The organism is Streptomyces phaeolivaceus (assembly GCF_009184865.1).
Taxonomy (GTDB): domain Bacteria; phylum Actinomycetota; class Actinomycetes; order Streptomycetales; family Streptomycetaceae; genus Streptomyces; species Streptomyces phaeolivaceus.
On the sequence record NZ_CP045096.1, the window covers coordinates 1,423,376 to 1,444,900 of the forward strand.

Annotated in this window: 18 protein-coding genes and 1 pseudogene; 3 read left to right on the plus strand and 16 right to left on the minus strand. The window is 71.5% G+C overall.

What is annotated here, in order from left to right:
• The first annotated feature begins 185 nt into the window (after window positions 1–185).
• The gene (locus tag F9278_RS06785; protein ID WP_152167461.1) at window positions 186–926 is read left to right on the plus strand and encodes a GntR family transcriptional regulator; all 741 of its coding nucleotides are present in this window, start codon (window positions 186–188) and stop codon (window positions 924–926) included.
• A 120-nt stretch (window positions 927–1,046) separates the two neighbouring features.
• Here F9278_RS06785 and F9278_RS06790 read toward each other — a convergent pair whose 3' ends face one another.
• From F9278_RS06790 to rpe, 6 genes and pseudogenes are all read right to left on the minus strand, one after another.
• Entirely contained in the window at window positions 1,047–1,499 is a 453-nt protein-coding gene (locus F9278_RS06790; RefSeq protein ID WP_152167463.1) for an Lrp/AsnC family transcriptional regulator, read from the minus strand.
• A 10-nt stretch (window positions 1,500–1,509) separates the two neighbouring features.
• Window positions 1,510–2,898 (minus strand): annotated as a pseudogene (locus tag F9278_RS06795) (amino acid permease).
• Between the two features lie 365 nt (window positions 2,899–3,263).
• Window positions 3,264–4,706, minus strand: coding sequence for a GuaB1 family IMP dehydrogenase-related protein (locus tag F9278_RS06800; protein WP_193241393.1), 1,443 nt, complete (start codon window positions 4,704–4,706; stop codon window positions 3,264–3,266).
• Between the two features lie 131 nt (window positions 4,707–4,837).
• Complete coding sequence (locus F9278_RS06805) at window positions 4,838–5,191, minus strand: barstar family protein (protein ID WP_152167465.1); 354 nt, start codon at window positions 5,189–5,191, stop codon at window positions 4,838–4,840.
• Window positions 5,192–5,270: 79 nt separating this feature from the next.
• Window positions 5,271–6,314, minus strand: a complete 1,044-nt coding sequence (locus F9278_RS06810) for a sugar-binding transcriptional regulator (RefSeq protein WP_152167466.1) — start codon at window positions 6,312–6,314, stop codon at window positions 5,271–5,273.
• A gap of 148 nt (window positions 6,315–6,462) precedes the next feature.
• Window positions 6,463–7,149 carry a ribulose-phosphate 3-epimerase gene (gene rpe / locus F9278_RS06815; RefSeq protein ID WP_152167467.1) on the minus strand — a complete coding sequence of 229 codons (687 nt, stop codon included), beginning with the start codon at window positions 7,147–7,149 and terminating at the stop codon, window positions 6,463–6,465.
• A gap of 95 nt (window positions 7,150–7,244) precedes the next feature.
• Between rpe and F9278_RS06820 the strand changes: the two genes are divergently transcribed.
• A complete protein-coding gene (locus tag F9278_RS06820; RefSeq protein WP_152167468.1) occupies window positions 7,245–9,392 on the plus strand; it encodes an MMPL family transporter in 2,148 nt (715 codons plus the stop codon).
• Here the strand turns inward: F9278_RS06820 and F9278_RS06825 are convergent.
• Entirely contained in the window at window positions 9,373–10,800 is a 1,428-nt protein-coding gene (locus tag F9278_RS06825) for an RsmB/NOP family class I SAM-dependent RNA methyltransferase (protein ID WP_152167469.1), read from the minus strand. The genes F9278_RS06820 and F9278_RS06825 overlap by 20 nt on opposite strands.
• Before the next feature lie 134 nt (window positions 10,801–10,934).
• On the minus strand, window positions 10,935–11,867 hold the full coding sequence (fmt, locus tag F9278_RS06830) for a methionyl-tRNA formyltransferase (RefSeq protein ID WP_152167470.1): 933 nt from the start codon (window positions 11,865–11,867) through the stop codon (window positions 10,935–10,937).
• A gap of 361 nt (window positions 11,868–12,228) precedes the next feature.
• On the opposite strand from fmt, the gene F9278_RS06835 reads away from it, so the two are divergent.
• Window positions 12,229–12,798 (plus strand): hypothetical protein, encoded by a 570-nt coding sequence (locus F9278_RS06835; RefSeq protein ID WP_152167471.1) that lies wholly within the window; start codon window positions 12,229–12,231, stop codon window positions 12,796–12,798.
• 83 nt (window positions 12,799–12,881) lie between these two features.
• Here F9278_RS06835 and F9278_RS06840 read toward each other — a convergent pair whose 3' ends face one another.
• The 8 genes from F9278_RS06840 to F9278_RS06875 all read right to left on the minus strand — a co-directional run bounded on the left by F9278_RS06840 (window position 12,882) and on the right by F9278_RS06875 (window position 21,480).
• Complete coding sequence (locus F9278_RS06840; RefSeq protein ID WP_152167472.1) at window positions 12,882–15,068, minus strand: primosomal protein N'; 2,187 nt, start codon at window positions 15,066–15,068, stop codon at window positions 12,882–12,884.
• Window positions 15,069–15,205: 137 nt separating this feature from the next.
• Window positions 15,206–16,429: a methionine adenosyltransferase gene (gene metK, locus F9278_RS06845; RefSeq protein WP_152167473.1), complete on the minus strand. Its 1,224-nt coding sequence runs from the start codon at window positions 16,427–16,429 to the stop codon at window positions 15,206–15,208.
• Window positions 16,430–16,669: 240 nt separating this feature from the next.
• On the minus strand, window positions 16,670–17,872 hold the full coding sequence (gene coaBC, locus F9278_RS06850) for a bifunctional phosphopantothenoylcysteine decarboxylase/phosphopantothenate--cysteine ligase CoaBC (RefSeq protein WP_152167474.1): 1,203 nt from the start codon (window positions 17,870–17,872) through the stop codon (window positions 16,670–16,672).
• 123 nt (window positions 17,873–17,995) lie between these two features.
• Window positions 17,996–18,265, minus strand: coding sequence for a DNA-directed RNA polymerase subunit omega (gene rpoZ / locus F9278_RS06855; protein WP_005485492.1), 270 nt, complete (start codon window positions 18,263–18,265; stop codon window positions 17,996–17,998).
• A 64-nt stretch (window positions 18,266–18,329) separates the two neighbouring features.
• A complete protein-coding gene (gene gmk, locus F9278_RS06860) occupies window positions 18,330–18,887 on the minus strand; it encodes a guanylate kinase (protein WP_152167475.1) in 558 nt (185 codons plus the stop codon).
• A gap of 60 nt (window positions 18,888–18,947) precedes the next feature.
• Window positions 18,948–19,271 carry an integration host factor gene (locus F9278_RS06865; RefSeq protein WP_003977346.1) on the minus strand — a complete coding sequence of 108 codons (324 nt, stop codon included), beginning with the start codon at window positions 19,269–19,271 and terminating at the stop codon, window positions 18,948–18,950.
• Window positions 19,272–19,537: 266 nt separating this feature from the next.
• Entirely contained in the window at window positions 19,538–20,377 is an 840-nt protein-coding gene (pyrF, locus tag F9278_RS06870) for an orotidine-5'-phosphate decarboxylase (protein WP_152167476.1), read from the minus strand.
• Entirely contained in the window at window positions 20,374–21,480 is a 1,107-nt protein-coding gene (locus F9278_RS06875) for a quinone-dependent dihydroorotate dehydrogenase (protein ID WP_152167477.1), read from the minus strand. Before F9278_RS06875 ends, pyrF begins: the two co-directional genes overlap by 4 nt.
• Window positions 21,481–21,525: the final 45 nt, after the last annotated feature.

A 21,525-nucleotide genomic window follows, 5' to 3' on the forward strand; every position in this document is an offset into this window, starting at 1 on the left:
CTTGTCTGAACAAGTTGACGTCAGTAGGCCTGCACTTCATGTCCCGCACGTAAACACTGGCGAAACCGTCTCCCGCGCTTTTCTGGACAATCGTCGGCCGTTTCGGTTCGGCCACGACACGGCCCGCGTGTCGTTTAGGCTGGTCAAGCTGTGCACAGTGACGAATGGACGAGCAGAGGGGAAACATGGCGGCGCGACACGAGGAGATCGCCGAGGCGCTGCGGCGCGCGATCGACCGTGAGGAGTACACGGTGGGCAGTCTGCTGCCCCCGGAGACCGAACTCGCGGCCCGCTACGGCGTCTCGCGCGGCACCGTCCGGCAGGCGGTGGCGACGCTGACCGCCGAGGGGCTCATCGGCTCACGCCAGGGCGCCCGCCGGGTGGTCCTGGCCGGCCGCCGCAGCCAGAGCTTCGCGGAGTTGCGCAGCTTCGCCCAGTGGGCACGCGCGATGGGCCGGGAGGCGACGGGCCGGGTGATCACCCAGGAGTACCGGACGGCCACCGCCGAGGACCGGGTGCGCCTCCAACTCGCCCCGGGCGCCCGCGTACTGCACGTCCTGCGGCTGCGCGGTCTCGACGGGCAGCCGGTCCTGCTGGAGCGCACGGTCTACGCCGACTGGATCTCCCCGGCCGTCGAACCGATCGAGCCGGACTGCCCCTCCGTCACCCAACGCCTCCTCGACGACACCGGTCTGGTCTTCGCCTACGGCGAGCACGTCATCGACGCCGTGGGCGCCGGCGCCCGCGACGCCGACCTCCTCGCCGTACGCCGCACCAGCCCCCTCCTCCGCGTCCGCCGCGTCACCACCACCCGCGAGGGCCGCCCGGTGGAATGGTCCGACGACCGCTACCGCCCCGACGCGGTGACCTTCAACGTCCACAACTCGATCGGCAACAACGCCCTGGCGAGGAAAACCGCGGAGTGACTTGAAGCCCCGGGCGCACTCAAGGGGCGCGGGGCTGCATTCAATGTGCGGCTCCGCCGCGTGGGCGCGACCAGCCCCCCGCGAACCCGCACCCGCCGACGAACCGCCCGCCCCGAGCCCTCAGGCGGGCGACCCGGACGAAAACCGCCGCAGCAAGGGCGAAAGAACGAGCACGGACTTCGTCCGCTCAACAAACGACTCCCCGGCAATCCGCTCCAACACCCGCTCGAAGTGCCGCATATCAGACGCGAACACCTGCACCACCGCATCGGCCTCCCCCGTGACGGTCGACGCGGCCACCACCTCCTGATACCGCTCCAGCCCCCGCTGGATCGTCTCCGGCGACGTGTTCCGCCGGCAGTAGATCTCGACGTACCCCTCGGTCTCCCAGCCGAGCGCGGCGGGGTCCACCCGGACCGTGAATCCGGTGATCGCCCCGGTCGCCCGGAGCCGGTCCACCCGGCGTTTGACCGCGGGCGCGGACAGCCCGACGAGCCGGCCGATGTCGGAGTAGGAGCGGCGGGCGTCCTCGGCGAGGGCGTGCACGATGCGTTCGTCGAGATCGTTCAGCACTGCGGGTGGATCACTTCTCCGGAGTCGCTAGTCGGGACCGGCGATAGCCGTAACTGAAGTAGAACACGAGCCCGGCGGCCATCCAGACCCCGAAGACGACCCAGGTGACGGTGTCGAGGCTGCCCATCATCCATACGCAGAACGCGAATCCCAGCGCGGGCAGCACCGGCGACAACGGCACCCGGAACGTCCGCGGCATGTCCGGCCGGGTCCGCCGCAGCACCACGACGGCCACATTGACCAGCGCGAACGCGAACAACGTACCGATGCTCGTGGCGTCCGCGAGCTGCCCCAGCGGAATGGCGGCGGCGAGCACACCGCAGAACAGCGAGACGATCACGGTGTTCACCCGGGGTGTGCCCGTCTTCGGGTGCACATACGAGAACACCTTGGGCACGAGCCCGTCCCGTGACATGGCGAACAGGACGCGGGTCTGCCCGTACAGCACGGTCAGCACCACGCTCGCGATGGCGATGACGGCCCCGGCCGCCAGCAGCGTCCCCCAGAACGCGTCCCCGATGACGTCCTTCATGATCCCGGCGAGCGCGGCCTCGGACTCGCCGAACCCCTCCCAGGGCCGCGCGCCGATCGCGACGGCGGCGACCAGCACGTACAGCGCGGTGACGATGATCAGCGACAGCATGATGGCGCGCGGCAGATCGCGCTGCGCGTTCTTCGCCTCCTCGCCGGCGGTGGAGGCGGCGTCGAACCCGATGTACGAGAAGAACAGCGTGGCCCCGGCCGTGCTGACGCCGGCCATGCCGAGCGGCATGAAGTCTCGTAGTTGCCGGACCGGAAGCCCTGGAGACCGATGAGGCAGAACAGCAGCAGGGCGGCGATCTTCACCACGACCATGACCGTGTTGGCCCGCGCGGACTCCCGGGCGGTGCGGACAGCGCGGCCGGAATGGTCACGCCGATCGTCCCGTCCAGCAGCTCGTTGAGGTACTCACCCCACCCCACGGCGACCGCCGACACCGACACCCCGTACTCCAGCACCAGACACCAGCCGCAGACCCAGGCGACCAGCTCGCCCATGGTTGCGTACGTGTACGAGTACGAGGAGCCGGAGACCGGGATGGTGCCGGCCGGCTCCGCGTACGACAGGGCGGAGAACAGCGCGGTGAGACCGGCGATCACGAAGGAGAGGGTGACGGCGGGCCCGGCCTTGGGGACGGCCTCGCCGAGGACGACGACGATGCCGGTGCCGAGGGTGGCGCCGATGCTGATCATCGTCAGCTGCCACAGCCCGAGGGACCGCCACAGCGACCCTCCCTCGCCCTGGCCACCCTCCGCGACCAGGCGTTCCACGGGCTTACGGCGCATCAGCCGGCCCCGACGCCTCCGGACGGCGGGGCCGGCTGATTCTCATGCTGCGGGGGTGCGCCTTGGTCGAGCACGCGTGGCTCCTTCATCGCTGCCGGTCAGGGCGGGACGAGGCCCACAGCACCGAACAACCCGGGGGCCACCGTGCAGGAGGTCCCCGCCACGCCACGTACAGCGCCTGTCCCCATGAGCCAGAGCTTCACGAGCGTAATGCGGCAACCTTGCGCGCCGACGCAAGATCGTTGCGTTGCTCCCGGGTGCGCGAAGCTTCGTCGCGCGACCCGTTCAGACCATTGCGCGCACTGTGGGGAAGGGGGAGACGGCAGCATGGCCAGGGGCGCGGGGCTGCATCCGATATGCGGCTCCGCCGCGTGGGCGCGACCAACCACGACGAACCCGCACCCGCCAACCGACAGCTCCCCCGAGCTCTCAAGCGCCCCTAGCTCCAACTCGCGTGCAGAGGCTTCCCCTCCGCATACCCGGCCGCGCTCTGAATCCCCACCACAGCCCGCTCGGCGAACTCCTCCAACGACCCGGCCCCCGCGTACGTGCAGGAAGACCGCACCCCCGCGATCACCGAGTCGATCAGATCCTCGACCCCGGGCCGCGCCGGATCCAGGAACATCCGCGACGTGGAGATGCCCTCCTCGAACAACGCCTTGCGCGCCCGGTCGTACGCCGACTCCTCGCTCGTACGGTTGCGAACGGCCCGCGCCGACGCCATCCCGAACGACTCCTTGTACAGCCGCCCACTGGCGTCCTGCTGAAGGTCCCCGGGCGACTCGTACGTCCCCGCGAACCACGACCCGATCATCACGTTCGACGCGCCGGCCGCCAACGCCATGGCGACATCGCGGGGGTGCCGCACACCCCCGTCGGCCCACACGTGCTTCCCGTACTTCTTCGCCTCGGCCGCGCACTCCAGCACGGCCGAGAACTGCGGCCGGCCGACCCCGGTCATCATCCGGGTCGTGCACATGGCACCCGGCCCGACACCGACCTTGACGATGTCCGCGCCGGCCTCGATCAGGTCCCGGACGCCCTCGGCGGCCACGATGTTGCCCGCCACGATCGGCACCCGGGGGTCGAGGTCGCGGACCTGCTTGATCGCGGTGATCATCGACTCCTGGTGGCCGTGCGCGGTGTCGATGACGAGCGTGTCGACGCCCGCGTCGAGGAGCTGCTTGGCCTTGCCCACGAAGTCGCCGTTGACGCCGACGGCGGCGGCGACCCGCAGCCTGCCGTTCCCGTCCACGGCGGGGCTGTACAGCGTGGCCCTGAGGGCGCCCTTGCGGGTGAGGATGCCCGCGAGACGGCCGTCCTTGTCGACGGCGGGCGCGTACCGGCGGTTGGCGGTGTCGAGGCGGTTGAAGGCCTCACGCGGGTCGATGTCGGCGTCCAGGAGCAACAGGTCGCGGGACATGACGACTTCGAGCTGGGTGAAGCGGTCTACACCGGTCAGGTCCGCGTCGGTGACGACACCGACGGGCCGCAGGGCCTCGTCGACGACGACACCCGCGTTGTGCGCGCGCTTCGGCAGCAGGGCGAGCGCGTCGGCGACCGTCTGGTGCGGGTTCAGCACGATCGGGGTGTCGAGGACGAGGTGGCGGCTCTTCACCCAGGAGATGACGTCGGTGACGACCTCGTTCGGGATGTCCTGCGGGACGACCACCAGACCACCGCGGCGGGCGACCGTCTCGGCCATCCGGCGGCCGGCGATGGCGGTCATGTTGGCGACGACGAGCGGGATGGTGGTGCCCGTGCCGTCCGGGGAGGCCAGGTCCACGCCCTGCCGCGATCCGACGGCGCTGCGGCTCGGGACCATGAAGACGTCGTCGTACGTCAGGTCGTACGCGGGCCGGATGTCATTGAGGAAACGCACGTGCCGCACATCCCAGTCGTTCAGAGGTGACCCCCTGACAGGACCGCCAGGGGGAAGAGCACGTACCTCATTGTCCCATGTCGGCGGGTATGAGCGGCCCCGACAGAACGTCCAGAGGGCCGGTGGGCGACCTAGGAGGATCCTCCGAGAGCGAGCACGATCCGCAGTTCGGACCCGCTGCCCCTCCAGTGGTCGGCGGCCTCGGCGAACACCTCCCGCGCGATCCTCCAGTCGTCCGGCTCGGCCTCCGCGTACTCCTGCCACCCGGTGACCTCGACCAGCCGTCCCCGCGCGGGCGGCGCCCACGACAGATCGGCGAGACAGTCCGCGAGCGCGTCCCAGTTCCGCCCGAAGTACCCGGGGAGCTCGAAGGCACGCACACACCGCTCCATGAACCCGGGCTTGTCGGTGACCCCGGCCAGCCCCAGCTCGACATGGGCCCAGCCACCGACGGCCAACACCTCGGCGAGCGTGCCGCTACTCATCTGCATACCGCCCCGCAAGGGGCGCGAGGAACTGCGCGATCAACCCCCACCTACCCGCACCCGCCCACCCAGCAGAGCGTCACGCCCCATCAGGATCCGCCCGATTCATGGCCGGCCGAGGCGTCTGCCCGGCCATCAGCAGATAGTCCGCCGCGGACGTGTCCGTGACGAGGCTGGTCACCAGCCCCGACCGCAGCACGGCGTCGATCGCGGCGGCCTTCCGCTGCCCGCCCGCGATCGCGACGACCTCGGGGATACGGCGGAGCTGATCGGCCTTGACCGTGATGCACCGCTCGCCGAGGTCCCGCCCGACCCGGCGGCCGTCGGCGTCGAAGAGGTGCGCGGACATCTCGGCGGCGACCCCGAGCGAGGCGTAGTGGCCGCGCTCCTCGTCGCTGAGCATGTCGTGCACCGTGGAGATCCCGGCCTCCCAGGAGCCGATGGAGACACAGGCGACCGTGACCTTGTCGAAGTACTCGAAGGCCCGCGCGATCCCGGTCTGGTTGCGCAGCGCGGCGGCGGTGGCCGCGTCCGGCAGCAGCATCGGCGCGTAGATGGGGTGGGCGTCGCCGCCCGACACCTGCGCGGCCCGCCGTACCGCCTCGACCGAGCCGCGCTCGGCGGTCCCGGCGTCGTACACGCCCGTCAGCTGCACCACCGTGCAGGGCGGCAGCCGGTCGAGGGCCGCCGCCATGTGGATGGTGGAGCGGCCCCAGGCGAGGCCGAGGATGTCGCCCTCGGTGACCAGTTCGCCGAGCAGGTCCGCGGCGACCTCACCGAGGTTCTCCGGGTCGGGCGACTCCTCGGCGTCGGCCGGGGACTCGACGACCACGGCGTGCCGGAGCCCGTACCGGGCGCGCAGCGCGTCGGAGCGCTCGGCGTCCAGTTCCGCGGGGACGCGGATCTCGATACGTACGAGATCCCGTTCGAGAGCGGTCTCCAGGACCCGGGCCACCTTGAAGCGGCTCACGCCGAACTCCTCGGCGATCTGGATCTTGGACTTGCCCTCTAGGTAGAAACGGCGGGCCATGGCCGCCGCCTGAACCAGCTCAGCGGGTCCCATCCGCATGGCTGACCGGCCCGCCGACATACCCGACACGGTCATCTCCTCACTGCTCTTCACACATGGATACGCCGTTCATCCTTGCAGATCCGACGTTTTCGATCAGCCCGAAGGAACGTCGTTCACGTTCCCTTGTCCCTCTGGACGCACGACGTGCCCCGCCCGCCTCGGCGTTCGCACAGCCGTACGTCTCTGTCATCCCTGTCCGTCAGTGGCCGCAGGCCCAGCCGGCGGTTGCCGTCACGGCGTCCGCCTGGGCCCGCAGCGCGCGCACCGCCGCGGCCGGGTCGTCCGCGCCGTAGACCGCGGATCCGGCGACGAAGACATCGGCGCCCGCCTCCGCGCAGCGCTCGATGGTGGAGGCGGCGACGCCTCCGTCGACCTGGAGCCACAGGTCGAGGCCGTGCTTGCTGATCAACTCGCGGGTGCGGCGGATCTTGGGGAGCATGATGTCGAGAAAGGCCTGGCCCCCGAAGCCCGGTTCGACGGTCATGATCAGCACCATGTCGAGTTCGGGCAGCAGGTCCTCGAACGGCTCGATCGGCGTCGCGGGCCTCAGCGCCATGGAGGCCCTGGCACCCTTGGCCCGGATCTCACGGGCGAGCCGTACCGGTGCGGCGGCGGCCTCGACATGGAAGGTGACGGAACCGGCACCCGCTTCCACGTACTGGGGCGCCCACCGATCGGGGGCCTCGATCATCAGATGGCAGTCCAGCGGCGTCTCCGTCGCGCGGGCCAGGGACTCCACGACCGGCACACCGAGCGTGAGGTTCGGGACGAAATGGTTGTCCATCACGTCTACATGGAGCCAGTCTGCCCCTTCGACCGCCTTCGCCTCGTCGGCGAGACGGGCGAAGTCGGCGGAGAGGATGCTTGGGTTGATCTGCGCGGCCATGGGCCAAGCCTGCCATGCCCGCCGGGGGTTGCGGGCATCGGTCTCGGGTGGGGACGGTGGTATCTCGGCCGCGGGGCACGGTTCTGGAGGTCGGTATGACAGGCAACCGGGGCATCGGGCACCTCGTCTGCGGGCGGCGGGCCAAGTGGGTCGTGCTGGGACTGTGGCTGGTGGTGCTGTTCGTGGTCGCGCCGTTCGCCACGAAACTCACCGACGCGCAGGACAACGACGCGGCCTCGTGGCTGCCGGGCTCGGCCGAGTCGACCCAGGTCCTGGAGATCTCCGAGGACTTCCGGCCCGAACAGATCCCGGCGGTCGTCGTCTACGCCCGGGAGAGCGGTCTGACCGCCGAGGACCGGGCCACGATCGAGGCGGACGTCCGGGAGCTCAAGCAGCTCACCGCCCACGGGATCATCGGCGACCAGACCCGCGGCCCGGTCTACGACCGTGCGGTGGACCCGAGGGCCGCCCAGGTCCTGGTGCCGATCACGATGGACGAGAAGGGCTGGGAACGCATCGCGCCCGCGGTCGACTCCATCCGGGACGACGTGGGCGAGGGCGACGGGATGTCCGTGCACATCACGGGCCCTGGCGGTACGTCCGCCGACTTCTCCGAAGCCTTCGAGGGCATCGACTCCACCCTGCTGCTGTCGGCGATGGCCGTGGTCATCGTGATGCTCCTGCTGACCTATCGCAGTCCCACCCTCATCGTGGTCCCCCTGCTCGCGGTCATCGCCGCCCTGTTCACGGCCCAGGCGCTGATCTATCTGCTGGCCGAACACACCGGCTTGACCGTGAACGGCCAGAGCGCGGGCATCCTCACCGTCCTCGTCTTCGGCGCGGGCACCGACTACGCCCTGCTGCTGGTGGCCCGCTACCGCGAGGAGCTGCGCCGTCACGAGGACCGCCACGAGGCGATGGCCCTCGCCCTGCACCGGGCGGGCCCGGCCGTGCTGGCGTCCGGCGCGACGGTCGTGCTGAGCATGCTGGTGCTGCTGGCCGCCGAGATGAACTCGACGAGCGGGCTCGGCCCGGTGGCGGCCATCGGCGTCGCGGTCGCGCTGCTGGCGATGATGACGCTGTTCCCCGCCCTGCTGGTGATCTTCGGCCGCTGGGTCTTCTGGCCGGTGATCCCGCACCTCGGCAGCGCCGACCCGACCGAGAGCGGTGTGTGGGCGCGGATGGGCCGCCGTTTCTCCCATCGGCCCCGCACGGTCTGGGTCGCCACGGCCGCCGCCCTCGCCCTGTGCTCGCTGGGCCTGATCCAGCTCCGCGCGGAGGGCATCAGCAACGCGGACGCCTTCACCGGCAAACCGGACTCGATCGTCGGCCAGGAGATCTCCGCACGCTACTTCCCGGCGGGCAGCGGCGACCCCCTCGTGATCATCAGCAACCAGGGACAGGCCCGGGAGGTCGGCCGTGTCGTCGCCGACACGGAAGGTGTCGTCGCGGACTCGCTCGGCCTGCCGCCCGGCACGAAACCCGCCCACGACGGCCAGGTCCTCTTCGAGGCCACCCTGTCCGACCCCGCCGACAGCGAGGCCGCGAAGCAGACCGTGGAACGGGTCCGCGACGCCGTCCACGAAGTGCCGGACGCCGACGCCCAGGTGGGCGGCGGTACGGCGGCCCTGCTGGACATGGACAGAGCGACCACGCACGACAACATCCTGATCATCCCGCTGGTGCTGCTCGTGGTCCTGCTGATCCTCTGCGCCCTGCTGCGCGCCCTGATCGCACCGCTCCTGCTGATCGGCACGGTCATCCTGTCCTTCGCCGCCGCGCTGGGCATCAGCGCGCTCGCGTTCAGACACATCTTCGACTACGCGGGCGAGTCGACGGACTTCCCGCTGTTCGTCTTCGTGTTCCTGGTGGCCCTGGGCATCGACTACAACATCTTCCTGACCACCCGTATCCGCGAGGAGACCGCCCAACAGGGCACCCGCAAGGCCGTGGTGACGGGCCTCGCGACGACGGGCGCGGTGATCACCTCGGCCGGTCTGGTCCTCGCCGGCACCTTCGCCGCCCTCGGCACACTCCCCATGGTCGCCTTCGCCGAGATCGGCTTCGCGGTCGCCCTGGGTGTCCTCCTGGACACCTTCATCGTGCGATCCGTGCTGGTCACCTCCCTGTTCCTGGACATCGGCCCGAAGGTGTGGTGGCCCCACCGGCTGGCCCACGAGGACGGCGGCACCCAGCCGCCACCGCCCCCGAAGGAACCGGCCGCTACGCGACCCGGCGGATGAGCGCCAGATACATCGCGTCCGTCCCGTGCAGATGCGGCCACAGCTGTACGTCGGGCCCCTCACCCAGCGCCGGGACACCCTCCAGCAGGGGCCGCGCGTCGATCAGTTCGGCCGCGTCGCCGTACTGCTTGAGCACGTCGTCGACGACCGCGCGGGTCTCGGCGAGGTGCGGCGAACAGGTCGCGTAGCCGACGACCCCGCCGACCCGTACCGACTCCAGCGCGGTCCGCAGCAGCCCGCGCTGGAGCGGGGCGAACCCGTCCAGGTCCTCGGGCCGCCGCCGCCAGCGGGCCTCGGGCCGCCGCCGCAGCGCCCCCAGCCCCGTACAGGGCACGTCCATCAGGACCCGGTCGAAGGACCCCGGCCGCCACGGCGGACGGGTGCCGTCGGCGGCGATCACCTGGTACGGCCCGGGATTGCCGTGCAGCGCCTTGGCGACCAGACCCGCCCGGTGCGGCTGCTTCTCGGAGGCGAGCAGTACGGCACCGCGCTCGGCGGCGAGCGCGGCGAGCAGCGCGGCCTTGCCGCCTGGCCCGGCGCACCCGTCGAGCCACGCCTTGTCGGACCCCTCCAACGGGGCGTGGGCGAGAGCGAGCGCCACGAGCTGACTTCCCTCGTCCTGCACCCCCGCGCGGCCTTCCCGTACGGCGTCCACGGCGCCCGGCTCACCGCCTTCGGAGAGCCGCACGGCGTACGGCGACCAGCGCCCCGCCACCGCGGCCTCCTCCCGGAGGAGTTCCCCGGTGGTGGACCGGCCGGGCCGGGCGACCAGGGTGACCTCGGGCCGCTCGTTGTCGGCTTCCAACAGATCCTCGATCCCGGCGCGTCCGCCGCCCAGGGAGTCCCAGAGCGCGGAGACGACCCAGCGGGGATGCGAGTGCACGACGGCGAGATGGTCCTCGGGATCGTCGTCGTAGGGCGGCGCGACCCGCTCCAGCCAGCCGTCGAGGTCATGCTGCGCGATCTTGCGCAGCACGGCGTTCACGAACTTGGCGCGCCCGTCCCCGAGCACCACCCGCGCGAGATCGACGGAGGCCGACACGGCGGCATGGGTGGGAATCCGCGTCCCCAGCAGCTGATGCGCACCGAGGCTCAGGACATCGAGCACCGGCGGGTCGACCTCGCGCAGCGGCCGGTCCACACACTCCGCGATCACCGCGTCGTAGGTGCCCTGCCGCCGCAGCGTCCCGTACACCAGCTCGGTCGCCAGCGCCGCGTCCCGCCCGTCGAACTTGTCGGGCCCCTCCTTCTCCCGCGCCCTGCGCAGCAGCGGCGGCAGAACGAGGTTCGCGTACGCGTCCCGTTCGTCGACGGCCCTGAGCGCCTCGAAGGCGAGCATGCGGACGGGGTCCTTCTGGGGACGGCGATACGGCTTGCCCGGCTTACGCGGACGGGACTGCTCACTCACGAAAAAGGTGCTCCGGATACGGGACGAGATACCACGCCCAGAGTACGCCGCGGGTGCGGACAGCCGGGCGTCGGCCGCAGGGGCCTGAGGACATGGTGGTGGGGGTGGGGCGGGGGCGTCTCCCGTCCCCCCGATCAGTCGCCGACGGACTCCCCCGACTCGATCCGCACCCCGCGCGCCCAGTCGGCGGCCCGCATCGGCTTCTTGCCCTGCGCCTGCACCCAGAGCAGTTCCACGGCGTACGACCCGGTGCCGACGTGGATGTGGTTCTTGCCGACCTCCAGCGCCCCCGGGGCGAGTTCGGTCCGCTCGGGCACGGGTGTGACCTGGATGAGCTTCAGCCGTTCACCGCGGAACGTCGTCCAGGCGCCCGGCGCGGGCGTGCAGCCGCGCACCACCCGGTCGACGCGCAGCGCGGGGGCGGCCCAGTCGATCCTCGCGTCGTCCACGGTGATCTTCGGCGCGAGGGTGATCCCGTCGCCGGGCTGGGGCACGGCCTTCAGGGTTCCGTCCTCGATCCCGTCCATCGTGGCGGCGAGCAGCCCGGAACCCGCGAAGGCGAGCCGGGTGAGCAGGTCGCCGCTGGTGTCGGTCGGCCGGATCACCTCGGTGACCGTCCCGTACAACGGCCCGGAGTCGAGCCCTTCCTCGATCAGGAAGGTGGACGCCCCGGTGATCTCGTCCCCCGCCATGATCGAGTGCTGCACGGGGGCCGCGCCCCGCCAGGCGGGCAGCAGCGAGAAGTGCAGATTGACCCACCCGTGCGCGGGCACGTCGAGGGCGACACGCGGCAGGAGGGCGCCGTAGGCGACGACCGGGCAGCAGTCGGGCGCGATCTCCCGGAGCCGCGCGAGGAAGTCCTCGTCCCGGGGCCGGTGCGGCTTCAGCACCTCGATGCCCGACTCCTCGGCCCGCTGCGCCACCGGGCTGGCTACCAGCCGCCGCCCCCGCCCCGCCGGAGCGTCCGGCCGCGTCACGACCGCGGCCACCTCATGCCTCCCCGACGCGATCAACGCGTCCAGCGCGGGAACAGCGACCTCTGGGGTACCAGCGAAGACAAGCTTCATGGATGACTGACGGCCTCTCGCACGGAATTTCGTCCACCCCGCACGCGACGACGCGGGACAACACCCCAGTCTATGTTCCCCACCCACCGCACCCACGGCCCGAGGCCACCGACGGCGAGGGACCCCCACGGGAGACCCGTATTTGTCACCCGACCCGCACGGGCGGTGCGCGGGGAGGAGAACCAGGCCGGAGCCCAGCGGCAGCGGGGGCGCACCCCACCCCACGCGCCCCACGCATATGCCCCCACGCCCCCACCCCGTTACCAGCGGAGCGAATTCGCGTTGGTCAAGAAAGAGTTGACCACTACGGGCCGCAATCGCGGCACCTCCCCCTTTCAACGCCGGTTCGAGAGGCTTGTTCATGGCCGACCACGCAACCCACGACGCCCAGGCTCGGGCCAGCCTGCACTTGCTGGTGCGGGACATCGAGCGGGTCCGCCGGCAGGTGGACGCACTCCGCACCCTCACCGCCCAGTTGGGCAACGTCTACCGCCCGCGCCGCTCCGGCCCCTCCACGGGCTTCGTCGTCTACGGACGCGCGCCCGCCCCGACCGTCCGCCTCGCCCAGGAGTTGCGGGACAGTGTCGAGACCCTGGTGACGGCCGCGGTGGACTTCGACCGCTCACTCGGTTTCTCGTGGGACGCGGTGGGCTCGGCCCTCGGGGTCACCAAACAGGCCGTACACCGGCGTTACGGCGCCCGCCGCGCCGCCGCCCAGGCCGCGGCGGAAGCCGAGCGTACGGGGGAGCCCCAGGGCACCAGGACCGTCAACGTCGCCGGCGGCCTCCCCACGGTCCCCGCCGCCCGGTCGATGCCCGCGCCGCTCCCGGCCCCGATGCCCGCGCAAATGCCGACCCAGCCGACAGCCGGCAGCCCCACACTCCGCGAGGACGTCAGACCCACGGCCTTCCCCGGCCCGCGCAACGGCTGACCGACTCCCCCACTGCCTCCCGGCACCCGACCGGGAGGCAGTCGCACACCGACCCGGACCCGCGGCCATGGCGCGAAGCCCTCTCAGCCGATGTCCAGCGGATCCACCCGGATCCGCACCCGCGCCCCCTCGCTCACCCCTCGCGCCATCCGCGCCGCCTGCGCGCTCTTCAGCGCCCCGGCCAGCGAGGCCCCGCTCCCCGGCGGCACCCGGATCAACGCCCGCTCCCACGGCTCCCCCGCCGCCGGTGCCCCCACGCGCCGCGCCCGCCCCGCACCCGTGTCCGAGGCGGCCCCGGTGACCGGCGGCGCGTCCATCGGCACGGGCCCCAACACCTCCGCGTCCGGCGGCAGTTCGACCGCCTCCAGAAAATCGAGCACGGCCTGGGCGGGCCCGGACACGGCCGCCATCCTCGACACCGGCGGAAAACCCAGCTCGGCCCGCTCCGCGAGTTCCCGCACCGCGTGCCCCACCGGATCCCAGCGCACAAGTGCCTGCACGGGCCGCAGAGTCGGCTCGGCGACCACGACGACCGTGCCGCCGTCCCCCTGGTTCCGGACGAGCGCGGCGGCCCCGATCCACCGGCGCAGCGCGTCCTCCCCGGCCCGCAGATCGGGCCGTCCGAGCATGGCCCAGCCGTCGAGCAGCAGGGCAGCCGCGTACCCGCCCTCGGCGACCGGCTCGGCCCCGGGCGTGCTCACGACCAGCGCGGGTGTCCCCGGCACGGTGTCCAGCACCTGTTCCCGCCCGGACGTCCGCACGGGCACGGCGGGAAAGGCCCGCCCCAGTTCCTCGGCGGTCCGCCGTGCCCCCACGATCTGCGCCCGCAGCCGATACCCCCCGCACTCGGGGCAGTGCCAGCCGCCCTCCTCCCGCCCGCACCACCCGCACAACAGGGCCCCGGCGCCGTCCCGCGCCTCCAGCGGCCCCGCGCAGTGCCGGCACCGCGCGGGCTCGCGGCAGCGCGCGCACGCCATCCGCGGCACATAGCCGCGCCGAGGCACCTGCACGAGCACGGGCCCGTCCCGCAGTCCCTCCCGGGCCACCTGCCAGGCGAGGCTGGGCAGCCGCGCCGCCCTGGCCGCCTCGTCCCGCGCCAGATCCCCGTCCCCCACCGTCCGTACGAGGGGCGCGGCGGCCCGCACCTGCTCCCGCCCGGCCACGACGGGCACGGCCCAGCCGCTCTCCACGAGCTGGGCGGCCTCGACCGTACAGCTCCAACTGCCCAGCAGAAACGCGCACTTGTCGCGCGAGGCCCGCAGCTCCAACACCTCCCGCACATGCGGGAAGGGCGCGTTGTCGTCACTGTGACTGGCGTCGCCGTCGTCCCAGACGACGACCAGCCCCAGGTCCCGGACCGGCGCGAACATGGCCGCCCGGGTCCCGACCACCGCTCGTACGGCCCCGCGCCGGACGGCCAGCCATTCCCGGTACCGCTTCTCCTGTCCGGCGTCGGCGGTCAGCAGCGCGTGGCGTCCCTCCCCGAGCAGCGCACCGAGCGCCTCGTCGACCCGAGCGGCGGGCCGCCCGGCCGGTACGACAACGAGCGCCCCCCGCCCGGAGGCCAGCGTCGCCTGCACGGCCCGCGCGATCTCCTCGGCCCACTCCGGCCCCGGCAACGCGGTCCACACGGCCCGGGGCGCGCCCCCACCGGCCAGCGCCCGCAGGAATCCCGCACCGCGCCCGTACCGCAGCCACGTCCCGGGCTCGGGCGCGGCCGGGGGCGGCGCCGGCTCGCCCAGCTCCACGGCCTCCGCCCGAGCGTGCCGGGGCGGAACGGCCAGCTGCAGCACATCCGCGAGGCTCCCCGCGTACCGGTCGGCCACCGCCCGCGCCAGCCCCAGCAGCTCCGGACCCAGCACCGGCTCCGGTGAGACGACCTGGGCGAGCGCGGCCAAGGGCCCGGAGTAGTCCGATTCGGCGACCCGTTCGACGAGGAACCCGTCGATCAGCGAGCCGCCCTCCCGCCGCCCCTGCCTGACATTCCGCCCCCCGGCGCCGAACCGCACCCGCACCCGCACACCGGGCTGCGCGACGGCGTCCAGCTCCTCCGGCACGGCATAGTCGAAGTATCGGTCGAGATGCAGCACGCCCTTGTCGACCAGCACCCGGGCGACCGGCAGCTCCTTCGCCAGCGCCGCGCCCCGCCAGGTCCGCGGCTTGGCACGCGGCACCTTGGCCTTGCGCACCGCCTCCCGAACGAGCGCGAGCTGCTCCGGCCCCGCGTCCCCCGCCGCGCCGCCGCCCCGCTGCCCATCCTCGCCGCTCACACCGCCATTCTTCCAAAGACCACTGACAACCGGCGCCGCCCGAGAGCACGGGCACCGCTCGGGGAACGCCGAGGCCCGGCGCCCCGAGAGGGACGCCGGGCCTCGGCGGAATGCGGAACACCGAAGAGTCGGAGGCCTTACAGCCCCGCGGCCTTGCGCAGCGCCTCGACCCGGTCCGTGCGCTCCCAGGTGAACTCGGGAAGCTCACGGCCGAAGTGGCCGTACGCGGCGGTCTGGCCGTAGATCGGGCGGAGCAGGTCGAGGTCGCGGATGATGGCGGCCGGACGGAGGTCGAAGACCTCGTCGATGGCCTTCTCGATCCGGTCGGTGTCGACCTTGGCGGTGCCGAAGGTCTCGACGAAGAGACCGACGGGCTCGGCCTTGCCGATGGCGTACGCCACCTGGACCTCGCAGCGCGAGGCGAGACCGGCCGCGACGACGTTCTTGGCGACCCAGCGCATCGCGTACGCCGCCGAACGGTCGACCTTGGACGGGTCCTTGCCCGAGAAGGCGCCGCCACCGTGGCGGGCCATGCCGCCGTAGGTGTCGATGATGATCTTGCGGCCGGTGAGGCCGGCGTCGCCCATCGGGCCGCCGATCTCGAAGCGGCCGGTCGGGTTGACCAGCAGGCGGTAGCCCTCGGTGTCGAGCTTGATGCCGTCGTCCAGGAGGGCCTTCAGCTCCGGCTCCACGACGAACTCGCGGATGTCGGGGGCGAGGAGGGACTCCAGGTCGATGTCGCTCGCGTGCTGCGAGGAGACCACGACCGTGTCCAGGCGGACCGCCTTGTCACCGTCGTACTCGATGGTGACCTGGGTCTTGCCGTCGGGACGGAGGTAGGGGATGGTGCCGTTCTTGCGGACCTCGGACAGGCGCTTCGACAGGCGGTGGGCCAGGAAGATCGGCAGCGGCATCAGCGTCGGCGTCTCGTCCGACGCGTAACCGAACATCAGACCCTGGTCGCCCGCACCCTGCTTGTCGAGCTCGTCACCCTTTTCCCTCTGGGAGGACCCCTCGACCCGGGACTCGTAGGCCGTGTCCACACCCTGCGCGATGTCCGGGGACTGCGCGCCGATCGACACCGACACACCGCAGGAGGCGCCGTCGAAGCCCTTCTTCGACGAGTCGTAGCCGATGTCCAGGATGGTGTCGCGCACCAGCTGGGCGATCGGCGCGTACGCCTTGGTCGTGACCTCTCCGGCCACATGCACCAGGCCGGTCGTGATGAGTGTCTCCACTGCGACACGGGACGTGGGGTCCTCGCGCAGGAGCGCATCGAGAATGGCATCGCTGATCTGGTCAGCGATCTTGTCAGGGTGACCCTCGGTCACGGACTCCGAGGTGAACAGACGACGGGACACAACGCTCCCTGGGGTTGCAGCGGCTGCTGGCTGATCATTGGCGGACGTGCTCGGGGGCTGCGCCCGGCGTCGTCCGAGAACAGTTTATCGGTCGGGCTCCGCCACCGGGTCACCTGTCTCGCCACTCGGGAGCCCTGTGACCTGCGGCACGTGCATTCTGCCCAATGGCCGTCGCTGTCCGCCAGGGTCGCCACGCCCCAATGTGCGAGGTTCCAACAAGACGTGACGCGAATGGCACTGTCAGCCGAGCCGGCTCGCGACCAGGTCCCACACCGTTTCCGCCAGGGCTTCCTTCGGGCCGTACGGCACGGGGGTCTCGCTTCCGTCGGCGCCCAGCACCACGGCCTCGTTCTCCTCGGAGCCGAAGGTCTTGCGCTCCCCCACCTCGTTCACCACCAGCAGATCGCATCCCTTGCGGGCCAGTTTGGCGCGGCCGTTGGCGAGGACGTCGTCGGTCTCGGCGGCGAAACCGACGACCACCTGGCCGGGCCGGGGACGGTCCGCCGAGATCTCCGCGAGGATGTCCGGATTACGCACCAGGACGATCGGCTCGGGTTCCTGACCGTCCTTTTTCTTGATCTTGCCGGATGCGTACGTCCGGGGCCGGAAGTCCGCCACCGCCGCCGCCATCACCACGACGTCCGCGTCCGGCGCCGCCTTGAGCACCGCCTCGCGCAGCTGGACGGCCGTGCCGATCCGGACGATGTCCACGCCCGCGGGGTCGGGCAGTCCGGTGCCGGCCTCGATCAGCGTGACCCGGGCGCCCCGCGCGGCGGCCGTACGGGCGAGGGCGTAGCCCTGTTTGCCGGAGGAACGGTTGCCGAGGAAGCGGACCGGGTCGAGGGGCTCGCGGGTGCCGCCGGCGGTGACCACGACATGCCGGCCGGCGAGGTCCGGCTCGGTGACGCCCCGGGCCAGCACCCGGCGGCAGATCTCGAAGATCTCCACGGGGTCCGGCAGCCTGCCCTTGCCGGTGTCGACGCCGGTGAGCCGGCCCACGGCGGGGTCGATGACGAGGGCGCCCCGGCGGCGGAGCGTCGCCACGTTCTCCTGGGTGGCCGGGTGTTCCCACATCTCGGTGTGCATCGCGGGGGCGAAGACGACCGGACAGCGGGCGGTGAGGAGGGTGTTGGTGAGGAGGTCGTCGGCGAGGCCGTGCGCGGCCTTGGCCAGCATGTCGGCGGTGGCCGGGGCGACGACCACCAGGTCGGCCTCCTGTCCGATGCGGACGTGCGGCACCTCGTGGACGCTGTCCCACACCTCGGTGGAGACCGGGTGGCCGGAGAGGGCGGACCAGGTGGCGGCGCCCACGAAGTGCAGCGCGGAGTCGGTGGGCACCACCCGGACGTCATGCCCGGACTCGGTCAGCCGGCGCAGCAGCTCGCACGCCTTGTAGGCGGCGATCCCGCCGCTGACCCCCAGAACGACCTTGGGCTTGCCCACTGTGCCTCCCCGCACTCGGAATACGTCCGGCTCCGTACAACGTCCGACTCCATGACACACCACAGGCCCGGCAGGAGCACTGCCGGGCCTGTGGAAAAACCCACTGCGATCTGCAGATAAGACTTACGCGGGGCCCTCGACGGCCTCGGACGTCAGCAGACCCGCGTTGATCTCGCGCAGGGCGATCGAGAGCGGCTTCTCGTGGACGTGCGTGTCGACGAGGGGACCGACGTACTCAAGCAGGCCCTCGCCGAGCTGCGAGTAGTACGCGTTGATCTGGCGGGCACGCTTGGCCGCGTAGATCACGAGGCTGTACTTCGAGTCGGTTGCCTCGAGGAGCTCGTCGATCGGCGGGTTGATGATGCCCTCGGGCGCGGAGATGGAAGAGGACACGCTCTACCTTCCGATGGATGGAAAAGGATCGGTCGTGATCACAGAAAACGGACAGAGCCCGTGATCACACAACATCCATCAAGGCTAGCAGCTCGCGGGCCACGTCCTCGACGGAGGTGTTGACCAAGGTCACGTCGAACTCCGGCTCGGCCGCCAGCTCGATCTTGGCCGCCTCAAGACGGCGTTCGATCACCTCGGGCGGTTCGGTGCCCCGCCCGGTGAGCCTGCGCACCAGCTCCTCCCAGGAGGGCGGAGCCAGGAACACCAGCTGGGCGTCCGGCATGGTCTCGCGGACCTGCCGGGCACCCTGGAGATCGATCTCCAGCAGGACCGGCTCGCCCCGCTCCAGGCGTTCGAGCACGGCGGCCCGGGGAGTGCCGTAGCGGTTGCCGGCGAACTCGGCCCACTCCAGCAGCTCACCGTTGGCGATCAGCTTGTCCATCTCCTCGTCGGTGACGAAGAAGTAGTGGACTCCGTGCCGCTCACCAGGGCGCGGCTTGCGGGTCGTCGCCGACACCGAGAGCCAGACCTCGGGGTGTGCCTTGCGCATATGGGCGACGACCGTGCTCTTGCCGACCCCGGAGGGGCCGGAGAGCACGGTCAGCCGCGGACGTTCACTCATGCAGCGATTATTCCAGCAATCCCGGAGTGCCCGGGACTCCCTTCCCGTCGGGTGACGGGATCAGGAACCGGTGCTGCCGAACTCACGCTCCAGGGAAGCGATCTGGTTGGAACCGAGGCCGCGTACACGACGGCTCTCGGAGATGCCGAGTCGCTCCATGATCTGCTTGGCGCGGACCTTGCCCACGCCGGGCAGCGACTCGAGCAGCGCGGAGACCTTCATCTTGCCGATGACGTCGTTCTCCTGGCCCTGCTTGATGACCTCGTGCAGGGAGGCGCCGGAGTGCTTGAGTCGATTCTTGACCTCGGCCCGCTCCCGGCGAGCCGCGGCGGCCTTTTCGAGCGCGGCTGCGCGCTGTTCAGGGGTAAGGGGCGGAAGAGCCACGCCTACGTCACCTCGGATGTCGAACTGTCGGATACGGACCGGTGAGGAACCTAGTCGCCCCACACCTGGGGAGCCACGAGCAACACGCTTGCCCGTTCACCCTGCTCGGAGACTAGCGGCCAAGTCCGCCAGAGTCAGCGAGAACAGCGGAAAAGTCCTGGTCAGCCTCCATGGAGTCGGACATAAGACTTAAATCGCCCCGGATTTGAGAATGTATTCAGACTCAAGGCGGCCGGGAACCGCCCCTCGCCCACTCATCGGAGGTCTCAGGAGGCCGTGGTCGCGCCGCGGATCTCGTCCGCGAAACGATCCGAGGCGTCACGGAGCGCGACGACGTCGGGACCGTGACGAAGGACACCTCGGCTGACGTTCGGCACCACATTGCGGACAGCCGCCCCGAAGACCGCCGGAAGATCGGCCGGCCTGGCCCCCTGGGCGCCGATCCCGGGCGCGAGGAGAGGTCCGTTGATGTCCAGGTCGTACGACGACAGGTCACCCAGCGTGGCGCCGACGACCGCCCCGAAGGACCCCAGGGGCTCCTCCCCCGCGTTCTCGGCGGCCAGGTGCGCCAGCATGGTCGCGCCGACGTTCCGCCCGTCGCCGCGCACCGCGTGCTGCACCTCGCCGCCCTCCGGGTTGGAGGTGAGCGCCAGCACGAAGAGCCCGGCGCCGTTCTCGCGGGCCAGGTCCACGGCGGGCTTCAGGGAGCCGTAGCCCAGATAGGGCGAGACCGTCAGCGCGTCCGAGAACAGGGGCGCGTCCCGGTGCAGAAAGGTCTCGGCGTACGCGGCCATGGTGGAGCCGATGTCGCCGCGCTTGGCGTCCATGACGACCAGGGCGCCCGCCGCACGCGCCTCCTGGACGGACTTCTCCAGTACGGCGATGCCGCGCGACCCGAAGCGCTCGAAGAACGCGCTCTGCGGCTTGAGGACGGCCACCCGGTCCGCCAGCGCCTCCACGACCGTGCGGCTGAACCGCTCCAGGCCGGCGATGTCGTCGACCAGGCCCCAGTCGGCGAGCAGGGAGGCGTGCGGGTCGATGCCGACACAGAGCGGCCCGCGCTCGTCCATGGCACGGCGCAGCCGCGCGCCGAAGGGCTCGGTCATCCGGTCTTCCTCACGTCGGCGCCGACCGCGTCGGCGAGGGTGGCGTACGGGCTCGTGCGCAGACGGGCGGCGAGGCCCTTGTGGACGGCGCGGGACCAGAAGGGGCCCTCGTAGACGAAGGCGCTGTAGCCCTGGACCAGGGTGGCGCCCGCCAGGATGCGCTGCCAGGCGTCCTCGGCGTTCTCGACGCCGCCGACGCCCACCAGGGTGATCCGGTCGCCCACGCGCGCGTAGAGGCGGCGCAGGACCGCGAGGGAGCGCGCCTTGACGGGCGCGCCGGAGAGCCCGCCCGTCTCCTTCACCAGGGTGGGTTCGGATGTCAGACCGAGGCCCTCGCGCGCGATGGTGGTGTTCGTGGCGATGATCCCGTCCAGGCCGAGTTCCACGGCGAGGTCGGCGACGGCGTCGATGTCCTCGTCGGCGAGGTCCGGCGCGATCTTCACCAGCAGCGGCACCCGGCGGGTGCGGACCGTGCGGTCGGCGGCCTCGCGGACGGCGGTGAGCAGGGGCCGCAGCGCCTCCGTGGCCTGGAGGTTGCGCAGACCGGGTGTGTTGGGCGAGGAGACGTTGACGACCAGGTAGTCGGCGTGCGGCGCGAGGCGCTCGGTGGACTTCACGTAGTCCGCGGCGGCCTCGTCCTCCGGGACGATCTTGGTCTTGCCGATGTTGACGCCCACGACGGTCTTGAACACCGGCGTGCGGGAGGCCAGGCGGGCGGCGACGGCGAGCGAGCCCTCGTTGTTGAAGCCCATGCGGTTGATCAGGGCGCGGTCGGCGACCAGCCGGAACAGCCGCTGCTTGGGGTTGCCGGGCTGGGCCTCGCCCGTCACCGTGCCGATCTCGACGTGGTCGAAGCCGAGCATCGACATGCCGTCGATCGCGACGGCGTTCTTGTCGAAGCCGGCGGCCAGCCCGAACGGGCCGTGCATGCGCAGCCCGAACGCCTCGGTGCGCAGCTCCTCGTGGCGGGGTGCGAGCGCGGCGGCGACGAAGGTGCGCAGCACGGGGATGCGGACGGCGAGGCGGATCCAGCGGAAGGCCAGGTAGTGGGCCTCCTCCGGGTCCATCCGTTTGAAAACCAGACGGAAGAAAAACTTGTACATGGGTCAGTGTCCTCTTGGAGCCTCGGGGAGCCTCACGCAGAGGGG

Bases quoted from the DNA above. Each gene is read 5' to 3' on its own strand.
- F9278_RS06785 (WP_152167461.1), top strand. From the start codon at position 186: ATGGCGGCGCGACACGAGGAGATCGCCGAGGCGCTGCGGCGCGCGATC.
- F9278_RS06805 (WP_152167465.1), bottom strand. From the start codon at position 5,191: ATGAGTAGCGGCACGCTCGCCGAGGTGTTGGCCGTCGGTGGCTGGGCC.
- rpe (WP_152167467.1), bottom strand. From the start codon at position 7,149: ATGGCCGCGCAGATCAACCCAAGCATCCTCTCCGCCGACTTCGCCCGT.
- F9278_RS06820 (WP_152167468.1), top strand. From the start codon at position 7,245: ATGACAGGCAACCGGGGCATCGGGCACCTCGTCTGCGGGCGGCGGGCC.
- fmt (WP_152167470.1), bottom strand. From the start codon at position 11,867: ATGAAGCTTGTCTTCGCTGGTACCCCAGAGGTCGCTGTTCCCGCGCTG.
- F9278_RS06835 (WP_152167471.1), top strand. From the start codon at position 12,229: ATGGCCGACCACGCAACCCACGACGCCCAGGCTCGGGCCAGCCTGCAC.
- gmk (WP_152167475.1), bottom strand. From the start codon at position 18,887: ATGAGTGAACGTCCGCGGCTGACCGTGCTCTCCGGCCCCTCCGGGGTC.
- pyrF (WP_152167476.1), bottom strand. From the start codon at position 20,377: ATGACCGAGCCCTTCGGCGCGCGGCTGCGCCGTGCCATGGACGAGCGC.
- F9278_RS06875 (WP_152167477.1), bottom strand. From the start codon at position 21,480: ATGTACAAGTTTTTCTTCCGTCTGGTTTTCAAACGGATGGACCCGGAG.